Source organism: Clostridium brassicae (assembly GCF_026738875.1).
Taxonomy (GTDB): Bacteria; Bacillota; Clostridia; order Clostridiales; family Clostridiaceae; genus Clostridium_H; species Clostridium_H brassicae.
Map to the genome: position 1 here is coordinate 165,397 of NZ_JAPQFJ010000002.1, position 22,203 is coordinate 187,599.

The following is a 22,203-nucleotide window of genomic DNA, read 5'->3' on the forward strand; positions in this document are numbered from 1 at the left end:
TACATAATCTATTTAATTAGACTAAAATCAATATAGGCAATTAAAGGGAATTTTAGGAAGTATTATTTACAGCCTTTTAAAATATAGCCTAAATATTAAATCAAAAATATTAAGAAGGTGAATATTTTGAGTTTAAGATTTATTTACGGACGTTCAGGAAGTGGAAAAAGTCATTATTGTATAGAGCAAATAAAAAAGAAGTTAGAGAATGGTTCAAAAAATCCATTAATTTTAATTGTTCCAGAGCAATATTCTTTTCAAGCGGAAAGAAATTTAGTTGAGATTATTAAAGGAACAGGAATTATAAATGTAGAAGTACTGAGTTTTGAAAGACTTGCATATAAGGTTTTTAATGAGGTAGGTGGAGCTACGCGAAAGCATATGGACTCTGCTGGAAAGTGTATGTTGATTTTTAATATAATAGACAGGATGAAAAATCAACTTAAAGTTTTTGCAGCAGCATCTAATCAGCAAGGGTTTGTAAACACTATTTCGGATATGATAACTGAGCTTAAAAGATATGATGTAACTCCAAGTGAACTTGAGGCAAATTTAAAGAATATGGGGGAGGATGAATTTTTAAAAGATAAAATTGAGGATATAAGTAAAATATTTTATGAATTTGAAGAAATCCTTCACAAAAATTATATAGATAATGAAGATGATTTGACTATGCTTTATGAGAAAATAGATGATTATAATAAACTCAATGAAGGAGAAATATGGTTAGATGAATTTAACTCGTTTACTCCTCAACAATATAAAATAATAGAAAAATTAATTAGAAAAGCAAAAAAAGTAAATATAACATTATGTATGGATTATGGAAAAGAGTTCGATACTACAGACGTTTTTGCACCTATAAAAACTACAGAAAGCAAAATACTAGAAATTTTAAAACAAAATAATTTATCTATAGAAAAACCTGTGATTTTAAAAAGTAGTAATTTAGATAGATTTGGAGATAATGAAGAAATTAGATTTTTAGAAGAAAATTTTTTTAAATACCCTTATAAACCTTATGATAGTAAGACTGAAAATGTAGAGATTATAAGAGGACTAAATCCTTATTCTGAAGTAGAAAATGTAGCAAGAGAAATAGTAGAGATGGTTAGAGATAAAGGCTTAAAATACAGAGATATAGCAGTAATAACTAGGGATTTAAATTCTTATGAAAAGATAGTAAAAACTATATTTTATGAGTATGAAATACCATGTTTTATAGATAAAAAGAAAGAAATAGATGACAATCCTCTTATAGTGCTTATTACTTCTGTAATTGAAATATTTAATAAAAACTGGTCCTATGAATCCATGTTTAGATATTTAAAAACTGGACTTATAGATTTAGATAAAGAAGAAATAGATATATTAGAAAATTATGTTTTAGCTCATGGTATAAGGGGAAAGAAAAAATGGCAAGATAAGTGGTTTTATGGTGGAGTAGAAGCTATAGAAGAAGTAAATTTAATAAAAGAAAAAGTAATTGAACCATTAGTTAATCTTTCTGAAAGATTAAAAGGAAAGAAGAATGCAGAAGGAATATGTGGAGCTTTATATGAATTTTTGTGTGATGTAAAAGTACATGAAGTTATTGAAAAATGGATTAATAAATTTAAAGAAGAAAAAAACCAAGAATTTATCAATGAGTATAGCCAAATATGGAATATGGTGATGGAACTATTAGATCAAATTGTTGAAATTTTTAAAGACGAGATAATTCCATTAAAGGATTTTGCTAAATTACTATATATTGGTTTTAGTGAGCATAAGATGGGACTTATACCTACTTCTCTTGATGAAGTATTAGTTTCAAGTGTTGAAAGGGTTAGAAGTCATAAAGTAAAGGCCCTTTATATATTAGGGGTAAATGATGGCATTTTCCCTGCAGTATCTAATAAAGAAGGAATATTGACAGATTCAGATAGGGATAGTTTAAGGAAGATTGGTATAGAGCTTGCGGAAGATACAAAGTCAAAAGCGTTCCAAGAGCAATTTTTAATATACAAAACATTGACTATTCCAGAAAAATGTTTAAAGGTATGTTATTCTGTAGCTGACTACGAAGGGAGAGCTATGAGGCCATCTATAATTATAGCTAGGTTAAAATCGCTCTTTGTAGATATATCTGAAAAAAGTGATGCGGTAGAAGAATGTGATGATGATAAAAATTTGGAGTATGTATCTACAAAGTTACCTACTTTTAATAAATTAGTTTCTGTTTTAAGGAAAGATAATGAGGAAGTAAAAGAGAGTCCTCTTTGGAGTGATGTGTATAGATTTTTTACTAAAGATATTGATGAAAATGATAGTGAAAAAGTGAGGATAGAAAAGAAAAAGTGGATAGGAAAGTGTAAAACTATTTTTTCAGCAGCTTCTTATGATAACTCTATTAATTTAATAGGAAAAGAAAAAATAAGGAAATTATATGGAGAAAAACTATATTTTTCAGTATCTAGATTAGAGAAATATGAGCAGTGTCCTTTTGCTTATTATGTTCAATATGGACTAAAAGCTAAAGAAAGAAAGTTATTCAAACTTAATTTACCGGATATGGGTACATTTATGCACAATGTTATTGATGAATTTTCCAAAACTGTGGATAAAAATAATATTAATTGGGTAGATATTACAGAAACTTTATGTACAGAAACAGTAAATAATATAGTAGACAATAAAATAAAAGAAGAATCCAGTTCGATTTTTAATAGCTCTCCAAGATATAGATATTTTACAGAAAGACTAAAGAGAGTTTTAATAAAAACTATTTTAGTTATAGTAGAACATATGAGAAGAAGTGGCTTTCAACCTATAGGATATGAGGTGGAGTTCGGAGAAGGGAGAAGTTACCCACCTATAGTTATTGAACTTTCAAATGGAGAAAGGGTTAAGCTTATTGGAAGAATAGATAGAATAGATAAACTTCATATGGAAGGTAAAGAATATTATAGAATTATTGATTATAAGTCTGGAAATAAGGATTTTAACTTATCAGAGGTATACTATGGACTTCAAATTCAACTTTTAACTTATTTAGATGCAATACTTACTAATGAGGAGATAAAGGAAAAAGAGCCGCTATTACCTGGAGGAATTTTATATTTTAAGATTGATGATCCTATAATAAAAGGAAGCAGAGAATTATCTGATGAAGAAATAGAGAATGAGATAATAAAAGCGCTAAAGATGAAGGGGCTTATTTTAGCTGACGTTGATGTAATAAAAGAAATGGATAGGAAAATTGAAGGAAGCTCTTTAATAATTCCAGCTAGAATTAATAAAGGAGGTACCATAGGAAAGTCTTCTGTTGGAACAGAAGAACAATTTAGACAACTAAGGAACCATGTTAAGAATAATCTAGTAAAAACTTGCGAAGAAATGCTTAAAGGAGACATACAGATAAGACCTTTTAAAACTTCTAAAACTGATGGATGTAGTTTCTGTATGTATTCTTCTGTATGCCAGTTTGATGATGTATTTGATGGGAATAGCTATAAAATATTGAAGGATAAGAAAGATGATGAAGTGTGGAAGATGTTAGAGCAGGAATTTAGTGATAAAGAAAGTAATGAGGATAAAGCTATGGATGATAAAGAAGAAAATGAGGGGGTGAAGTAAATGGGAGGTGTAAAGTGGACTGAAGAGCAGAGAGCAGCTATCGAAACTCATGGTTGTAACTTACTTGTAGCAGCTGGTGCAGGTTCAGGTAAAACAGCGGTTCTTGTAGAAAGAATAATAAAAATGATAACTCATCCTACTAAACCTATTGATATAGACAGATTATTGGTTGTAACCTTTACAAATGCAGCTGCATCTGAAATGAAAGAAAGAATAGCAAAAGCTATTGGAGAAGAACTTAGAAAGCATTCAAAGTCAAAGCAACTACAAAGACAGCTTACCCTTTTAAATAGAGCTAGTATAACAACGATGCATTCATTTTGTCTTGAAGTTATAAGAAATAATTTTCATTGTTTAGATATAGATCCTAATTTTAGAATTGGAGATGATACAGAAACTATTCTCTTAAAGACAGAAACTTTGGAGCAGATGTTTGAAGAAGCTTATGAAGATGATAATTGTACCATTGAATTTTTAAAGCTTGTGGAATTTTATTGTGGAAATAGAGATGATTCAACTATTCAAAATCTGATTCTTGATCTTTATAATTTTGCAATGAGTTCTCCGTATCCTAAACAACTCTTGAATGAGATGGCTGAGGACTTTAATGTAGATGAGAATTATAAGTTTTCGGATTCTAAATGGGCAAAAATTTTAATGGAAGATATAAGAATAGAACTTCAAGGATTGTGTAATTCAATGAAAGATGCTTTAAAGATTATAAGAGAAACTGATGGCCTAGAACCTTATGAGGAAACTTTCTATATTGAAGTTAATATGATACAAGATTTAAGTTCATCTTGTAAAGGTACTTGGGATAATTTATGTGATGAATTTACAAAGGTTAGCTTTGGAAAACTAAAAGCTTGCAAGAAATGCCAATATAAAGATATACAAGAAAGAGTTAAAGATATAAGAAATAAGGCAAAAAAAAGTATTTCTTCTTTAAAGGACCAAATTGCTTTATATGGAAGCTATGATACAACTCTTGATCTAATAGAACTTTATCCTATAATGAGAAAACTTTCTGATTTAGTTATAGAATTTATGGATAGATATTCATTTGCTAAGAGAGAAAGAGGAATAATTGATTTTAACGATTTTGAGCATTTTTGTTTGAATATACTTACAGAGAAAAATGAAAATGGAGAAATAAACCCCACTAAAGAATCGGTAAGACTTAGAGAAAAATACGAAGAAATATTAGTAGATGAGTATCAAGATAGTAATGATGTTCAAGAAGCTATTGTAAATGCTATAGCTAAGAAAGATGGAAATACAGGACATAGTAATAATGTGTTTATGGTTGGAGATGTAAAGCAAAGCATATACAGGTTCAGGCAAGCAAGACCAGAAATATTTCTTGAAAAATATAATGCTTATGGTGGTGAAAAAGGAAGTGAAGAAAGAAAAATAACTTTATTTAAAAACTTTAGAAGTAGAAGAGAAGTAATAAGTGCAGTAAATTTTATATTTAAACAGATAATGTCTAAAAATATTGGAGAACTTGAATATGACGATAAGGAAGTCTTAAATTTAGGAGCAGATTATCCTAGTTGCAGTGATGAAAATGTGATAACAGGTGGTAATGTGGAACTTCATTTATTAGAAAAAGACATTAACATAGATGAAGAAACTACAAAAGAGGATATAGAAGAAGTTGCCGACAATATACAAATGGAAGCTAAGATGGTTGTTAAAAGAATAAATGAACTTGTAAATGCTACTGAAGGAAAAGAATTTAAGATTTTTGATAAAGACCTAGGAGAATACAGAAAGGTTCAATACAAGGATATAGTTATACTTCTAAGAAGTACAGCTAATTGGGCTACTGTTTTTATGGAGGAGTTAAAAGAAAATCTAATACCCTCATATGCTGATACAGGAAGTGGTTATTTTGAAACATTAGAAATTAAAACTATGCTTTCACTTCTCCAAATAATAGATAATCCAAGGCAAGATATACCGCTTATTGCTGTTATGCGTTCACCAATAGCTTCGTTTACGCCAGAAGAACTTATAGATATAAGGATAAAGGACAAAGATGTAGAATTTTATGAAGCATTAAAGAAATTTTCTATTGAAGAAAATAATCTTTTAGGAAAGAAATGCTGTGAATTTTTACAAAAATTATCTATGTGGAGAGAAAAAGCAGTACATATACCAATAGATGAGTTTTTGTGGTATCTATATACAGATACTGGATATTATGCTTATGTAGGAGCTATGGCAGGAGGAATCCAAAGACAGGCTAATCTTAGAATACTTTTTGAAAGAGCAAGACAATATGATAAAACCAGTTATAAAGGGTTGTTTAACTTTATAAATTTTATAGATAAACTAAGAATAAGTAGTGGAGACATGGGAAGTGCAAAGATACTTGGTGAGAATGAAAATGTAGTTAGAATAATGAGTATTCATAAAAGTAAAGGGTTAGAGTTTCCGATAGTATTTTTATCTGGGCTTGGAAAAGGGTTTAACATGCAGGATTTAAGTAAAAAAGTTCTTTTTCATAGGGAACTTGGGTATGGTCCTGACTTTGTGGATATAGAAAAAAGAATTACTTATCAAACTGTCTTAAAACAGTCTCTTAAGAAAAAGATAAAAATGGAGACATTATCTGAAGAAATGAGAATACTTTATGTTGCTTTTACTAGAGCTAAAGAAAAGTTAATAATGACAGGAGCGGTAAAAGATATTAAGAAATCTATTCAAAAATGGTCTTATGCTATTAATAGAAATGAAATTAAACTTCCAGAATATGAGGTGCTAAATGCTAAAAACTATCTTGACTGGATTTGTCCTGCTATAATTAGGCATGAGGATGCAAAAGAATTTATAAAGGAAATAGATATAAGAGAGAATAATAACTTTATAAAGGATACTTCAAAGTGGCAAGTAAATTTATATAAAAGACAAGATATATTACTTAATAAAAAAGAAAAAGATGTTTCAGAAGAAAGTTTAAACTTAGATGAAATAGGTAAAAATAGCAAATACTATGATGAAATAAAAAGAAGATTAGAATGGGAATATGAATATGGTGATATATCTAAACTTCCAACATTGATAACTGTTACAGAACTTAAGAGAATGAAGGAATCAGAACTTTATGAGGATTACTCTCAAAATGTCTATTCTCCTAAGTTAGTTAAAAAACCATTATTTTTAGAAAAGAACAAAAAACTTACCGGAGCAGAGAAAGGTACCGCTGTCCACGCTGTTATGCAAAAGTTAAATTACAATAGAGGATTAAGTGAAGAAGAAATAAAATCTCAAATAAAAGAAATGGTAAATAAAGAACTCATTACATTCGAACAAGGAGAAAGTATAGATATAAATAAAATAATAAATTTTTTTAAATCTAATATAGGTAAGAGACTTATAAAATCTAATAAGGTATATAGAGAAATTCCTTTTCATATGCTATTAAATGTATCAGATGTATATAAAAATATTTCAAAAGATAAATATGATAATGAATCTATTATGCTTCAGGGAATAATAGACTGTTATTTTGAAGAGGAAGACGGAATAGTTCTTATAGATTATAAAACAGATTACATAAAGGATGGAGATATAGAGAGTATAAAACAAAAGTATAAATCACAGTTAGAGTATTATGAAAGAGCTATTGTAGAGATAACAGGAAAGAAAGTTAAAGAAAAATATCTATATTTGTTTTATAATGATATTGAAGTTATGGTATAGGGAAGGAGTTTTAAAATGGACATATTATTTAAGAATATATCGGAATTTGAGGTTAATGATAAAATAGAAGGAATTTTTATTATAAAGAGTAGTGAGTGTAGAACAGCGAGTAATAGTAAAAAGTATTTAGATTTTACCATAGGTGATAAAAGCGGAGAAATAAACGCTAAATATTGGAATTATAAAGAAGGGGACGAGGAAATATATACGCCTAATACTCTTATAAAGGTAAGAGGAAGCGTTACAGTATGGCAGAGCAATATACAATTTAAGATAGATAGAATAAGAGTTACAAATAAACACGATAAGGTAGAGATATCTGATTTTGTTCCTTCAGCTCCTAATTCGTCAGAAGAAATGTACGAGGAAATTTTACATTATATATCAAGAATGGAAAATGATGATATAAGAAAGATTGTTGAAACTATTATAGATGAAAAATCAGAGAAGCTTATGCATTATCCAGCAGCTAAAAAGAATCATCATGCTGTAAGGGCAGGGCTTTTATATCATACAACCACTATGCTAAAAGCAGGAGAAAAATTAAGTGAGATATATAAATTTATAAATACGGATTTATTATATGGTGGAATAATTCTTCACGATATTGCTAAAATTGATGAGATGGATGCTAGCGAACTTGGAATAGTAAGTGATTATACCGTGGAAGGACAATTGCTAGGGCATATTATCCAAGGAGTTAAAAATATAGAGGTAGTGGCAAAAAAGGTTAATGCAGATAAGGAAATCTCTATGCTACTTCAACATATGATATTATCTCATCATTATGAAGCTGAATTTGGAAGTCCTAAAAAGCCTATGATTCCAGAAGCTCAAATGCTTCATTACCTAGATATTTTAGATGCTAGTCTTTATGATATGAAGAAAGCTTTAAGTGAGACAAAGGAAGGCCAGTTCTCAAATAGTATTTATTCATTAGATAAGAGAAGAGTATATAAAATGAAAGTAATGAATGAGGATGAATAGCTTATTAGAATATTAACAAAACTCCTATGAATTGTGAAATTCATAGGAGTTTTAATTATTTTTTGTTTATATTTCTATATTGAGCGGGGGATATGCCATACATCTTTTTAAAAGCAGTAAAGAAATAATTAGTATTAACATAACCTACCTTAATGGCGATATCATTGATGGTTAGATCTGTATTAATGAGAAGTTCTTGTGCTTTTTCAAATTTACAATTATTTATATATTTTGAAAGAGATACACCTGTGGTATTTTTAAAAATAGATCTTAGATAATTTGGTGAAATACTAAATTTATCAGCAATTTCTGGTATAGATAATGATGTATCCGCAAAATTTGTATCTATATACTCTTTTACATCATTAATCAAAGCATTTGTTTTATTAAGTTTCTTTAAATTTAAGCTTTCTATAACTTCTTTATATAATTCAAATAAAAATTCTTTTACAGAAGAGATAGATTGGAAATTTTTCAAGTTATCTAAATAATCCTTAGTTTCAATAGCATCAGCTTCGTTATATATGCTGCATAGGTCATTTATTACCTTTTCAGATTTTATAAATAAATTAGTTATAGCTAATATCATATCGTCATAAGAGTAATTTGAAATTTGCATAAATAAATTATCTAAAGAAAGTTGTAGTTTATCTAGATTTCCTAGCTTTATAGATTCATACAAGGAGCTTTCTAGTTTTTCATCATAATTATATTTGTATGAGACATCCCTTAAAATTTTTTTGTTATACAAAATTGAACTTGATCCATATTTAAAAGTATAACGCATATACTTCTTAGCACTATCGAAAGATTTAAATAAATCATTTAAATTATTTATACAATCGCCTATACTAGCCGAAACTGAAACATTTAAATTGGGCTTGGTATTATTTTGTATATTTTCAATATTTTCAATGAGATTTTGTGGTAAAAAACTATTATAAGGTTGTTCATCAAAGCTAATAATAGATATTATAAGGTTTTCTTCTATTAAAGATTCTGTTAGAAAGTCGGAAGATAGACTATCATTTATTATATTTTTTAACCTAAACCTTATTAAGTTTCGGTCATCCTTAGAGGAGTAGTCTCTATAAAAATCATCTATAAAATCTATTTTAAAGATTATAGCAATTAGGTTACTCTTGTCTATATTTATATTTAATTTATCAAATATAGATATATCATTTTTTGATGTTATACTACTTGTCCTGTTTTTTAATAAATCTTTTAAAACAATCTTTCTTATAAAAACTAACTCATCTAATGATAATTCATCTATATATGAGGGTTTTGAAGCTATATAATCTATAGCTGCAGACAAATATTCTAATTCATTTTTACAGTTATTATTTTTTAAAATATCATCAAAAGCGCTTGTAGACTCCACTTGTTCCATTATTCGATTAATAGGAGTGTATATTTTATTTGACATAAAATATGAAGGTATTATTCCGATTAAAAACAGAATTAAAGCAAGTAAAAATAAATATTTTACTTTTTCACGTATTTCTCCCATAAGTTGTTTGTAAGGTACTATATTTATAAATTTTACATTATTATTTTCAGAAGATATATAGGTAACTAAAAAAGTAGCATTATTTATAGAAGTAATAAAATTACCTTTTTTATCGGAAGAATTAAGTATACGTTTAACATAAGGCTTATCTGAAATATCCTTTAAGAAATCATTTGAATCAGAGCTTAGTATAATTTGACCATCATTATTTATGGCAAATAGATTTTTAGATATATCATGGCTTTGTTTGAAATATTTACTAAGTTCATTTGCATCAATATTTAAAATAAGAGCCCCATGAGGAAGAGAATCCTTAGTAGATTTTACATTAGATAAAACAATGGAAAAGATATTTTTGCTTATTGTTCTATTATTAGAAGAAACTTCTATTTTATTGGCGATAAAATCGTTAGTGAAAGTTTCATTATTTGTTTTTAGTATATTTCGTAAAACGTACTCGTATTTGGATTTTGAAGCTAAATTAGGTTCAGAAGAATAAAAAGAATTATTGTTTTTATTATATATATATACCGAATCTATATAAGGGGAGAAATTCCTTATATTATCTATTTTAGATAGAGCAGATAAAGTATCCTTTTGATTATAGCTATATAGTAGGGTATGTACACCTTCGTCTAAATATAAACTATATAATAAGGATTTTGCCCAATTAAAATTAAAATTTGTATAATAGTTAGCTTGCTGAAGTAAAGTTGAAGAATTTTCTGAACCTTGTTTTACTAGTATCCTTTTATAACTTACATAAAAGGCAACAGAAGATAAAGAAAGTATAACTGAGATAATAATTAAATATGAACTTAAAAGTTTTGTAAAGGTATTACTTAATCTTCTTCTTTTGAAATTTTTCATTTTACCACCTTAAATATATATTATTTTAGTAAAAACTATATAGTAAATGTTAAAATTCATAGGTTTAATTAATATTTAAACATGAAACTTTCAAAAAGTAAACAAATATTTAAAAAGTAAAATTTAAATATTTAGAATTTTTTATATAATTAGAACATAAGAGAAAACCTTTTCACAACAGAATAAATTAGATAATATATGTTGGTTTAAATATTAAGTTAACATATTTGAAATTTATCTAATTTAAATTTTAATATATTTGATCACAAAAGTAAAAATTTAAAGTTGATTAAATATAGAAAAGTACTTAGAAAAGTAACATAGTATAGCTTCAGTTCTTTAAAATGTTCTTCATAATATAAAAGCAAAGGAAGGAGGAACATTAAAAGTATAAAGCAATTATGCAAAATGTTTCTAATTTTAAAAATTAAATGTTAGGGGGAAATTTAAATGAAGTCAAAAAAAATACTAGGTACAATTATTGCATTAACAATGGTAGGGTCATTATTTGTAGGATGTGGAAAAAGTGGTTCAGAAAGTGATGCTAATAAAGATGCTAAAAAATCAGATATAAGTGTATCTGTAGTTTTAAAAGCACTTAATAGTGATTATTGGAAACAAGTTCAAGCTGGAGCTAAAGCTGCAGAAAAAGAACTTGGGGTTAAAGTAGAAGTATTAGGACCAAATGCGGAAACTGATATAGTTGGTCAAACATCTCTTATGGAAGACCAAATAGTAAAAGGTGCTTCTGCATTAGTTGTAGCACCATCACAACCAAGTGCTGCAATAGCTTCATTTGATAAAGCAGATAGTGAAAAAATACCAGTTATATTAATAGATACAGATGCTAAATGGGATAAGAAGAAAGCTTTTGTTGGAACAGGTAACCTTGAAGGTGGAAAATTAGGCGGAGAATATATAGGTAAGAAATTAAAGAAGGGTGATGAAGTAGTTATAATCAGAGGAGCCCTTGGTGATGCTACTCATGATGAACGTGTAAATGGGGCAAAAGAGAAGATGGAAGCTGCGGGATTAAAAATTGTAGAAATTCAACCAGCAGACAGTGATAGAGATAAGGCTATGTCAGTAATGGAAAATCTTCTTCAAACTCATCCAAATGTAAAAGGTGTATTCTGTTCAAATGATGAAATGGCATTAGGGGCAATTAGAGCACTTAAACAAACAAATAAAAAAGGTGTAACTGTTGTAGGATTTGACGGTTCCCCAGATGCATTAAAATCTATTAAAGCAGGAGAACTTACAGGAACTGTTGCTCAAAGCGCTTATAATATAGGAAAAATGGGAGTAGAAACAGCAGTTAAAATAATTAAAGGTGAAAAAGTTGAAGCAAGAGTAGACACAGGAACAAATTTAATAGATAAATCAAACGTAGATAAAGCACAAGAAGAATTAAATAAGATTTTAGGAACTAAATAGATAATTTATAAAAATACAGCTAAAAGATCACTTTATAGGTTCAAAATTTGGAGCTGTAAAGTGATCTAACTTAAAAATATAATAATTTTTACAGCTAATAAACGGAGGTGGTTTATTAATGAAACAACCACTTATTGAATTAAAGGGTGTTTCTAAAGTTTTCCCGGGGGTAAAGGCACTTGATTCAATTGATTTAGATGTACTTCCAGGAGAAATTCATGGTCTAATAGGTGAAAATGGTGCAGGAAAGTCTACTTTAATAAAGATATTAACAGGAGCTTATACAAACGACGAAGGAAAGCTTTTTATAGAAGGTAAAGAAACAGTTATTCAAAATCCAAAGCATGCGATGAGTTTAGGCATAAATGCTATTTATCAAGAACTTAATATAATGCCCGAATTAACGGTTCTAGATAATATTTTTATGGGAAGAGAAGTAAAAGGTAAAAATGGATTATTAGACAAAAAAATGATGACAGAGAAAGCTCAAGAGTTACTTAAAGATTTGGGACAAAACATCGACCCTAAATCAAGCATTGCTAACTTAGGCATGGGACATCAGCAAATGGTGGAAATAGCTAAGGCTCTTACTGTAGAAACAAAGCTACTAATTATGGACGAACCTACTTCTAGTTTAAGTGAAAAAGAAGTAAGGGAGTTAATGAAAACTATAAGAGGATTAAAAGAAAAAGGTATTGCAATAATTTTTATTTCTCATAGATTACCAGAGCTTTTTGAAATATGTGATAGAGTTACTGTAATGAGAGATGGTAAAAAAGTTAAGACTTTAGGCATAGAAGAATTGACAGAAGACGAATTAATTAAATTAATGGTAGGAAGGAGTTTGAAACAACAATTTCCTAAGATAGAAACAAAAATTGGAGAAGAAATATTAAGAGTTGAAAATCTAACGAGTGAAGGTGTATTTGAGAATGTTAATTTCAACTTAAAAAGAGGAGAGATATTAGGAATAGCAGGTCTTGTTGGAGCGGGACGAACTGAAATTGTAAGAGCTATTTTTGGAGCAGATCCAATAAATAGTGGAAAAATATATATCAAAGGCAATGAAGTTAAAATAAAATCTCCATCAGATGCCATGAAGAATGGGATAGCTTTCCTAACTGAAGATAGAAAAGGGCAAGGATTAATCCTTGGAAATACTATAGATTTCAATATGTCAATAAGTTGTTATGATGATTTCAAGAGTGGATTTCTAATAGATATAAAGAAGATGAAACAAGCAGCTATAGATAATATTGAAAAATTAAAGATTAGTCCACCAGTACCTTCATTTATAGCAGGAAAATTAAGTGGAGGAAATCAACAAAAAGTAGTTATAGGTAAATGGCTTAATACTAATGCAGATATATTTATATTTGATGAACCTACAAGAGGTATTGATGTAGGTGCAAAAGTAGAAGTTTATAATATTATGAATGATCTTATTTCTAAAGGGGCAGCAGTTATAATGATTTCATCGGAGCTTCCAGAAGTAATTGGTATGAGTGACAGGGTTCTCGTAATAAGTGAAGGAAAGCTTACTGCTGAGATAGCTAGAGAAGATTTAACACAAGAAAATATAATGAAAGCTGCAACTGCAGGCCATTAGGGGGGAGAAGTAAATGCCAAATACAGAAATTAAAAATGAAAGATTTGCTACTACTAAAGACAAAAATACATTTAGAGATATTTTAAGTAAATTCGGACCTTTATTAGGATTAATATTACTTTGTATAGTATTAAGTGTAGCCTCTCCAAACTTTTTAACATTTAAAAATATGATGAATGTAGCTAGACAATCAGCTATAAATAGTTTGATTGCTTCAGGTATGCTTTTAGCAATATTGACAGCAGGAATTGACTTGTCGGTTGGCTCTATATTAGCATTATCAACATGTATAATGGGAGTAGCTATGAAATCAGGAGTTAATCCTTATCTATGTATAATTATAGGCATAGGTTCAGGAGCTTTCTTAGGACTAATAAACGGATTACTTCTTACTAAGTTACATTTACCACACCCATTTATATCAACATTAGGTATGAAGAACGTAGCTAGGGGACTTGCATTAATGGTTACAGCTGCCTCTCCAATATCAGGATTTCCAAAACCTATTCAATTTTTAGGAGGAGAGTTCTTAGGACCTGTACCTGTAAGTGTTATATTAGTAATTATGGTTTTTGTAGGATATCATATATTTTTAAACAGAACAAAACAAGGTAGACACATCTATGCTGTAGGAAGTAATCCTGAAGCAGCAAGGTTATCAGGAGTTAATGTTAACAAAACTTTAATTATTGTTTATACATTATGCGGAACTATGGCAGGACTTGCTGGTATAGTATTAGTAGGAAGAGTTAATGCAGCCTTCCCACTAGCTGGGCTTGATTTTGACTTAGATGCTATCGCTGCTTGTATCATAGGAGGAGCATCATTCATGGGAGGCGCAGGTACTATCTGGGGTACATTAATTGGAGCTTTGATAATTTCAGTATTAAGAAATGGTTTGAACTTACTAGGTGTATCAGCCGACATACAAACAGTTGCTATTGGACTGGTTATCATCGGAGCTGTTTATGTAGACGTATTAAGAAGACGTGCCGAACAAAAGGTAAAAGCTTAATTTTAAAATATAATTTTGTTAAAGAGTGAAGAGCTGTTTTCATAAAAAGGAAACAGCTCTTTTTAGATTAAGGGTTGAAAAAATGTTGGCTTTATATAATTATTTTAATTAAAGATATTGTAGTTTTGCATAATCTAAATTAAAATTAAAGTTAATATTTTAGCTAATTGCAAATGGAAATAATAAGCATAATAATAGTTATTATATCAATAAGCTATTGAAAAACGTGAAATAGTTAGAATAATGTATCGATTCATGTAAACCCTGGTATATATTAATTAAATTAACTAATATATAATTTAAGTGAGCGATTTTTCTACGAGGAGGAATGAAGGTGAGTGTTAATTGGGATAAACTTAGGAATGGTACAGACATAAGAGGAGTAGCTTTAGAAGGTGTAGAGGGTGAAAAAATAAATTTAACTGAAGATGTAGCTAAGATTTTAGGGGCTTCTTTTGCGGTTTGGCTATCAGAAAAAACAAAAATGAATCTTAGCAAGTTAAAGGTATCTATTGGAATTGATTCTAGGTTATCAGGAGATAAAATCAAGAATGCAATTATAGATGGTATAAGTAGTTTAGGATGTAAGGTTTATGATTGTGGAATGGCATCAACTCCTGCTATGTTTATGACTACAATTATAGATGCTTATAAGTTTCATGGAGCAATTATGGTAACAGCTAGTCATTTGCCTTTCAATAAAAATGGTATGAAATTTTTCACAAGAGATGGAGGAATACAAAAAGAAGATATAATAGAAGTAGTATCTATAGCGAAATTAAATAATTTTAATTGGCAAGAGAAAAAAGGGGAGATTAAGTCAATAGATTTTATATCTGAATATTCCGATGTTTTAGTAAAGAAGATTAGAAGAGAAGTTAACGACCCTATTGATAAATTGAAACCTCTTAGAGATTTTAAGATAATTGTTGATGCTGGAAATGGAGCAGGTGGTTTTTTTGTAGATAAAGTATTGAGAGTTTTGGGGGCTGATACTGAGGGTAGCCAATTTATTGAACCAGATGGTAGATTTCCAAACCATATACCGAATCCAGAAAATAAAGAGGCTATGGAATCTATAAAAAATGCTGTTTTAAAAAATAAGGCAGATTTGGGGATTATCTTTGACACTGATGTAGATCGTGCAGCTGTAGTTGATAGAGAAGGAAATGAGATTAATAGAAATAGGTTAATTGCTTTAATGGCGTCAATAGTGTTAGAAGAACACCCGCAATCTGTTATTGTTACAGATTCAGTGACTTCGAATGGATTAAAAGTTTTTATAGAAAATAAATTAAGTGGAATACATCATCGCTTTAAAAGAGGATATAAAAATGTAATAAATGAAGCTATTCGTTTAAATAATGAGAATAAACAAAGTTGGCTTGCGATAGAAACCTCAGGGCACGGAGCTTTAAAGGAAAATTATTTTCTTGATGATGGAGCTTATTTAGTATCAAAGATTTTAATAAAAATGGCAAAGCTAAAGTTAGAAAAAAACAAAGTTCTACATTCATTAATAGAAGATCTAGAGGAACCTTTAGAAAGTGATGAATTTAGATTGAAAATAAAGTGTGATGACTTCAATGAGTATGGAGATAAAATAATAAAAGATCTAAGAGAATATTTAGAACAAAAAGAAGGTTGGGCAATTGTCCCAGACAATTATGAAGGGATTAGAGTTTCGTGTGATAAAGGATATGGGTGTGGATGGTTTTTGCTTAGAATATCATTGCATGACCCTGTAATGCCCTTAAACATAGAATCTAATTCTAATGGAGGAGTAAAGTTTATAATATCTTCTTTAATTGAATTTCTTAGTCGCTATAAAGAATTAGATTTAACAAATATAAGACAGAATATAAAATAAATATAAATATGTGTTAAAGTGTTGATTTATTATAAATAAGCCAACACTTTTTTATTTGAAAAATATGTAATTGATTTCAAGTTTTGTAAATTTGTTTTTAAAAACCTGAATAATATGTTATAATTTATAAAGGAAAAAAATGTAATATAATCCAAAAATATTAATTATATTTTTGGGGAAAGAGGGGATAGTTAATGAAGGTTTTATTTGTTTCCTCAGAGTCATATCCATTTATAAAAACAGGGGGACTGGGGGATGTTACGTATGCTTTACCAAAAGCTTTAAGAAAGCTCGGTGTAGATGTTCGGGTTATTATACCTAAGTATAGTGGTATAGATATTAAGTATTTAAATAGAATGGAGAGAATAAGTGAATTTACTGTTAAAGTAGGATGGAGGGATAGGTATTGCGGACTTTTAAAATTAGAGGAACAAGGTGTACCATTTTATTTTATAGACAATGAATATTATTTTAAAAGAATAAGAGCTTATGGAGACTATGATGATGGGGAGAAATTTATTTATTTTTCAAGAGCTGTTTTAGAAGCTATAAATCACTTAGATGATTTTGTACCTGATATACTTCATTGTAATGATTGGCATACAGCTATAAGCATTCCTATACTGAAAGATAACTATAGAGATAATTTTAAATTTAGAAATATCAAAACTGTATATACAATACATAACTTGAAGTATCAAGGTGTATTTAGAAAAGAAATTTTAGAAGATTTAGTTGGCTTGAATAGGGATTATTATGCAGAGGATAAGCTAAAATATTATGATGCCATTTCTTTTATGAAGGGAGGTATTATGTATTCAGATGTAGTTTCTACTGTAAGTCCAACTTATGCTCAAGAAATAAAAACGGAGTATTATGGAGAAGGGTTGCATGGACTTCTTTCAGGAATAGATTATAAATTATATGGAATATTAAATGGAATAGATATGGAAATTAATGATCCTCAAAGAGATTCAAATATATTTTTTAATTACGATGAAAGAAATTTACAAAACAAGCAATATAATAAAGAAGAATTGCAAAGAATATTAGGATTACCTGTAAATAAAGAAATACCTATGATAGGTATGGTAACAAGGCTTGAAGAGCAGAAAGGATTAGATTTAGTACAATGTATTATAGAGGATATACTTAAGGAAGATGTACAGATTGTGGTTTTAGGTACTGGTGACAGAAAATATGAGGATATGTTTAAATTTTTTGCATGGAAATATCCACATAAAGTTTCTGCAAATATATATTTTGATTCATCTATTTCACAGAAAATATATGCTGCATCAGATATGTTTTTAATGCCCTCAAAGTTTGAACCATGTGGAATAGGGCAACTTATAGCTTTGAGATATGGAAGTATTCCAATTGTAAGAGAAACAGGGGGATTAAACGATACTGTAAAAGCATATAATGAATTTTCAGGAGAAGGTAATGGATTTACTTTTAAAAATTTTAACGCTCATGATATGTTATATACTATAAGAAGGTCTCTTGGATTCTATAGGAATAAAGATCTTTGGAATAATTTATGTAGAAAAGCTATGCAAGAAGACAATAGTTGGAACAAATCTGCTCAAGAATATATAAATATATATAATAGGCTAGTATTAAATTAAATGTTTTAGGGGTGAAAGAGGTGACTTTAAATAAAGAGGCTATAAAAAAAGACTTTAATAAAAAATTAATGCATATGTTTTCAGAAGATGTAGAAGATGCTTCAAATTTTCATAAATATCTAGCTTTTTCAAGTCTTATAAAAGAATATTGTTCAGAAAATTGGTTTAAATCAAATAAGCAATATAGGAAAAATGCCGAGAAACAGGTTTACTATTTTTCTATGGAATTTTTAATAGGTAGACTTTTAAGAAGTAATTTATTAAATTTAGGTATAGAAAAAGAGAGTGAAGAAGCACTAAAGGAATTAGGAGTAGATTTGAGAGATTTAGAAGAAGAGGAAAAAGATGCTGGACTTGGGAACGGAGGACTTGGAAGATTAGCAGCTTGTTTTTTAGATTCTATGGCGTCAATTGGAATGCCAGGACATGGATGTGGGATTAGGTATAAGTATGGTTTATTTGAGCAAAAAATTATAGACGGATATCAAGTGGAAATACCCGATAATTGGTTAAAAGACGGTAATGCATGGGAAGTTAGAAAGGACGATAAAGCAGTAATTGTAAGATTTGGCGGTAAAGTTAATCCTGTTATGAAAAATGATAGGCTGAATTTTGAATATAAGGACTATGACGAAGTTTTAGCGGTACCTTATGATATGCCTGTTATAGGGTATCATAATAATACAGTTAATACATTAAGGTTATGGAGCGCAGAAACTGTTGAAAGTGATGATGAATTAGATTTTTCATCTTTTAATTATGGCGATTATTCAAAAGCTGTACAATATAAATCTGCTGTTGAGTCTATTTCAAAAGTATTATATCCTGATGATTCTCATATTCAGGGTAAAATTTTACGGTTGAAACAACAATATTTTTTTGTGAGTGCTGGTATACAAAGTATAATTAGGAGTTACCTTAAGACAGGTAAACCAATAAACGATTTATATAAGCATGTAGCTATACACATTAATGATACTCATCCATCACTATCTGTACCAGAACTTATGAGAATACTATTAGATGAAAAGGAAATAGAATGGGATGAAGCTTGGAATATAACAACTAAAACTATTTCATATACAAATCATACTATAATGGCCGAAGCGCTTGAAAAGTGGCCTGTTGATTTGGTTAAAAATTTGTTCCCGAGAATTTATATGATAATTGAGGAAATTAACAGAAGATTTGTGGAAAAACTTTGTTTAAGTTATCCAAATGAATCAAGTAAGATTACTAAGATGGCAATAATCAATAATGGGGAAATAAGAATGGCTAATATGCTTATAGTTGGAGGCCATTCAGTTAATGGAGTAGCAAAGTTGCATACAGAAATACTAAAATCGAGAGAACTTTCAGATTTTTATGAATTATATCCTGAAAAGTTTAATAATAAAACAAATGGAATAACTCATAGAAGATGGCTTATTCAAGCCAATCCTAGATTAGCAGAATTTATAACAGAAACTATAGGAGATAGATGGAGAAAACACCCTAAAAAATTAATTGAGTTATTGAAATATTCTAAATATAGTTCAGTTCAAGATAAGATGGATGAGATAAAGAAAGATAATAAAATAAAATTCGCTAATACAGTGAAAAGTAGATATGGAATCATTATTGATCCTGAATCAATTTATGATGTTCAAGTTAAGAGGCTTCATGCCTATAAAAGGCAAATATTAAATTTATTTCATATAATGTATTTATATAATAAATTAAAAGAAAATCCTAACTTAGATATATTTCCAAGAACTTTTATTTTTGCAGCAAAGGCATCTCCAAGCTATTATCTAGCAAAAGACATAATAAAGCTAATAAATACTGTTGGTAAGAAAATAAATAATGATAAGAGCATAAAAAATAAGATAAAAGTTTTATTTCTTGAAAACTATAGAGTATCTTTAGCTGAAAAAATAATTCCTTGTGCAGATATAAGTGAACAAATCTCTACAGCATCTAAAGAAGCTTCTGGAACAGGTAATATGAAATTTATGATGAATGGAGCAATAACTATTGCAACTCTAGATGGAGCAAATATTGAGATAAGGGATGAAGTTGGTGATGATAATATCATAACTTTTGGTATGAGTGCAAAAGAAGTTATGGAGTTAGAAAAAAATAGAGGATATTCATCATCACAGATATATAATAATGATAATAGGATTCATAAGATAGTAAACCAAATAATGAGTGGTTATTTAGGAGAATCGTCTGGAGAATTTAGAAATATATATAATCATTTAATAGAAAAGAATGATGAGTATTTTGTATTGAAAGATTTTGATTCTTATGTAAAAGCTCAAGAAATAGTAGATGGATTATATAGAGATAGAAAAAAATGGGTTGAAATGAGTATAACTAATATAGCTCATTCAGGAGAATTTTCTAGTGATAATACAATTTTAAAATATGCTAGACAAATATGGAATGCCAAGAAGGTAAAGATATATTAATTATATAAACATTAAAAGAAAATTAAAGTTATAGATGTAAGGTGTTATTTTATAGTTATTATTTTTATGAATTAAAGTTTAACACAATAAAGTAAAACAAAAAAATGCTCCCATTTTGATGACGAATTTTTATTTTTTTATCTGTCATCAAAATGAGAGCATATCATAATTATGTGGGATATTATGTTTTTTTAATTGTTATTTGAATTATTTGAAGTTGAAATATCATTTTTAGGAATATATATTACCATATTTTCTGAAACTAATTTAGCATCAGATATATTGTTTTTTTCCATAATCATTTTTATAGATTTATTTGTATCTATACCAGGAAAATATTTTATTGCTATCTTATATAAAGTTTCTCCTTTAGTTACTTTATGTTCAATACAACTAGAAGTATCTATAGGATTTTCAGGGATAAGTAAATGAGACCCTACAGGTAATATTTCTGGATTTTTTAATTTATTTATTTCAATGAGAGTTTTTATAGCTTGTTTTTTTGAACTCCAAGGCATAAATTTTTCGGCAATAGTTGAGAGTGCATCTCCCGATTTAACAACATATTCCACATGCGTTCCTTCTGTTTTAGAAGTTTTACTTTTGTTATCTAAAGTGTCAGAATCTTCATTAGAACCTTCTTGCTCATTATTAGTTAATTTTGTACTATTTTCATCTGTAGATTGAGAAGTATTTTGAAGATCTTTGTTATTGTCAGTTTGGCTATTTGTATCATCTATAGATGTGGCGGTGGAATTGTTTGCAGTATCTACTAAGTTACTGATACTCCTAGTCATAAAAAATACTCCTACAAAAAGAATGATACCTGAAAAAATAATTATTAACGGTTTTTTTAATTTATAATTCATGTTTTAAACTCCCTTCATAAAACTAGATTTATTTCTAATTATTAACAAATATTTTATTTTTAATACATTTTGTATAAAAAATATTATTTATTTTAATTAATTTATTTTTAATGAAGATAAACATATATCTATTTAAAAAAAGTATATTTTTATAAAATATAGTAAAACAATAAATTTTAAAACATACATCAATTGACTATAAAAATGATACATATTTTAGTATGGTTTAAGAGAAACTTTTATGTAAGGAAGTTAATAAGGAGGTTAATGCTGTGGATATGAAAAGACTTCGTGAAATAGTAACAAATAATGAAGATGTAAAGATACTATATGAGGGACACCCAGTGTGGATCGAAAGAATTGATAGCGATGCAGAGACAGTTCAGGTAAGGATGTTAGATACTAAACAAGTAAAAGGTGTGTATGCAAAAGAGTTAGTTAATACAGAAGACGTTACTAATATAAAATAGTAATAATATTAGAATTAATTTATACAAAAAAATTAGAATTTAGGAGTAATGATTTAGATATAAGAGGCTGTATAAAAACAAGGAATAATCAATAATATTAGCTGATTGTTAGGTTAAAACGTCAAAATATTGGTTTTCAAGATT

At 28.5% G+C, this 22,203-nt stretch carries 12 protein-coding genes; 10 read left to right on the forward strand and 2 right to left on the reverse strand.

The annotated features are described in order from the left end of the window. Positions 1–126: 126 nt before the first annotated feature. Genes addB through OW729_RS02585 form a run of 3 tightly spaced genes read left to right on the forward strand, consistent with a single transcriptional unit; the run spans position 127 to position 8,316 of the window. On the forward strand, positions 127–3,618 hold the full coding sequence (gene addB / locus OW729_RS02575; protein WP_268059867.1) for a helicase-exonuclease AddAB subunit AddB: 3,492 nt from the start codon (positions 127–129) through the stop codon (positions 3,616–3,618). After that, positions 3,619–7,329 (forward strand): helicase-exonuclease AddAB subunit AddA, encoded by a 3,711-nt coding sequence (gene addA / locus OW729_RS02580; RefSeq protein ID WP_268059868.1) that lies wholly within the window; start codon positions 3,619–3,621, stop codon positions 7,327–7,329. A 15-nt stretch (positions 7,330–7,344) separates the two neighbouring features. Continuing rightward, positions 7,345–8,316, forward strand: coding sequence for a 3'-5' exoribonuclease YhaM family protein (locus tag OW729_RS02585; RefSeq protein WP_268059869.1), 972 nt, complete (start codon positions 7,345–7,347; stop codon positions 8,314–8,316). A gap of 55 nt (positions 8,317–8,371) precedes the next feature. Here the strand turns inward: OW729_RS02585 and OW729_RS02590 are convergent, their stop codons facing one another. Beyond that, the gene (locus OW729_RS02590; RefSeq protein WP_268059870.1) at positions 8,372–10,702 is read right to left on the reverse strand and encodes an AraC family transcriptional regulator; all 2,331 of its coding nucleotides are present in this window, start codon (positions 10,700–10,702) and stop codon (positions 8,372–8,374) included. A 450-nt stretch (positions 10,703–11,152) separates the two neighbouring features. On the opposite strand from OW729_RS02590, the gene OW729_RS02595 reads away from it, so the two are divergent. From OW729_RS02595 to OW729_RS02620, 6 genes are all read left to right on the forward strand, one after another. Continuing rightward, the gene (locus OW729_RS02595) at positions 11,153–12,139 is read left to right on the forward strand and encodes a sugar ABC transporter substrate-binding protein (RefSeq protein WP_268059871.1); all 987 of its coding nucleotides are present in this window, start codon (positions 11,153–11,155) and stop codon (positions 12,137–12,139) included. Between the two features lie 118 nt (positions 12,140–12,257). Beyond that, positions 12,258–13,748, forward strand: a complete 1,491-nt coding sequence (locus OW729_RS02600) for a sugar ABC transporter ATP-binding protein (protein WP_268059872.1) — start codon at positions 12,258–12,260, stop codon at positions 13,746–13,748. 13 nt (positions 13,749–13,761) lie between these two features. Next, on the forward strand, positions 13,762–14,763 hold the full coding sequence (locus tag OW729_RS02605) for an ABC transporter permease (RefSeq protein ID WP_268059873.1): 1,002 nt from the start codon (positions 13,762–13,764) through the stop codon (positions 14,761–14,763). A 328-nt stretch (positions 14,764–15,091) separates the two neighbouring features. Then, positions 15,092–16,633, forward strand: coding sequence for a phosphohexomutase domain-containing protein (locus tag OW729_RS02610; protein WP_407647621.1), 1,542 nt, complete (start codon positions 15,092–15,094; stop codon positions 16,631–16,633). Positions 16,634–16,827: 194 nt separating this feature from the next. Beyond that, positions 16,828–18,264: a glycogen synthase GlgA gene (gene glgA, locus OW729_RS02615; RefSeq protein WP_268059875.1), complete on the forward strand. Its 1,437-nt coding sequence runs from the start codon at positions 16,828–16,830 to the stop codon at positions 18,262–18,264. Between the two features lie 20 nt (positions 18,265–18,284). Next, a complete protein-coding gene (locus OW729_RS02620) occupies positions 18,285–20,720 on the forward strand; it encodes a glycogen/starch/alpha-glucan phosphorylase (RefSeq protein WP_268059876.1) in 2,436 nt (811 codons plus the stop codon). Positions 20,721–20,911: 191 nt separating this feature from the next. Here OW729_RS02620 and OW729_RS02625 read toward each other — a convergent pair whose 3' ends face one another. Beyond that, a complete protein-coding gene (locus tag OW729_RS02625) occupies positions 20,912–21,589 on the reverse strand; it encodes a LysM peptidoglycan-binding domain-containing protein (RefSeq protein ID WP_268059877.1) in 678 nt (225 codons plus the stop codon). A 278-nt stretch (positions 21,590–21,867) separates the two neighbouring features. On the opposite strand from OW729_RS02625, the gene OW729_RS02630 reads away from it, so the two are divergent. Next, positions 21,868–22,059 (forward strand): small, acid-soluble spore protein, H family, encoded by a 192-nt coding sequence (locus OW729_RS02630; protein ID WP_268060026.1) that lies wholly within the window; start codon positions 21,868–21,870, stop codon positions 22,057–22,059. Positions 22,060–22,203 lie beyond the last annotated feature (144 nt).

What these genes read in the sequence shown, in the direction of transcription:
- addA (WP_268059868.1), top strand. Translation starts at nt 3,619, where the DNA reads ATGGGAGGTGTAAAGTGGACTGAAGAGCAGAGAGCAGCTATCGAAACT.
- OW729_RS02585 (WP_268059869.1), top strand. Translation starts at nt 7,345, where the DNA reads ATGGACATATTATTTAAGAATATATCGGAATTTGAGGTTAATGATAAA.
- OW729_RS02590 (WP_268059870.1), bottom strand. Translation starts at nt 10,702, where the DNA reads ATGAAAAATTTCAAAAGAAGAAGATTAAGTAATACCTTTACAAAACTT.
- OW729_RS02595 (WP_268059871.1), top strand. Translation starts at nt 11,153, where the DNA reads ATGAAGTCAAAAAAAATACTAGGTACAATTATTGCATTAACAATGGTA.
- OW729_RS02600 (WP_268059872.1), top strand. Translation starts at nt 12,258, where the DNA reads ATGAAACAACCACTTATTGAATTAAAGGGTGTTTCTAAAGTTTTCCCG.
- OW729_RS02605 (WP_268059873.1), top strand. Translation starts at nt 13,762, where the DNA reads ATGCCAAATACAGAAATTAAAAATGAAAGATTTGCTACTACTAAAGAC.
- OW729_RS02610 (WP_407647621.1), top strand. Translation starts at nt 15,092, where the DNA reads ATGAAGGTGAGTGTTAATTGGGATAAACTTAGGAATGGTACAGACATA.
- glgA (WP_268059875.1), top strand. Translation starts at nt 16,828, where the DNA reads ATGAAGGTTTTATTTGTTTCCTCAGAGTCATATCCATTTATAAAAACA.
- OW729_RS02625 (WP_268059877.1), bottom strand. Translation starts at nt 21,589, where the DNA reads ATGAATTATAAATTAAAAAAACCGTTAATAATTATTTTTTCAGGTATC.
- OW729_RS02630 (WP_268060026.1), top strand. Translation starts at nt 21,868, where the DNA reads ATGAAAAGACTTCGTGAAATAGTAACAAATAATGAAGATGTAAAGATA.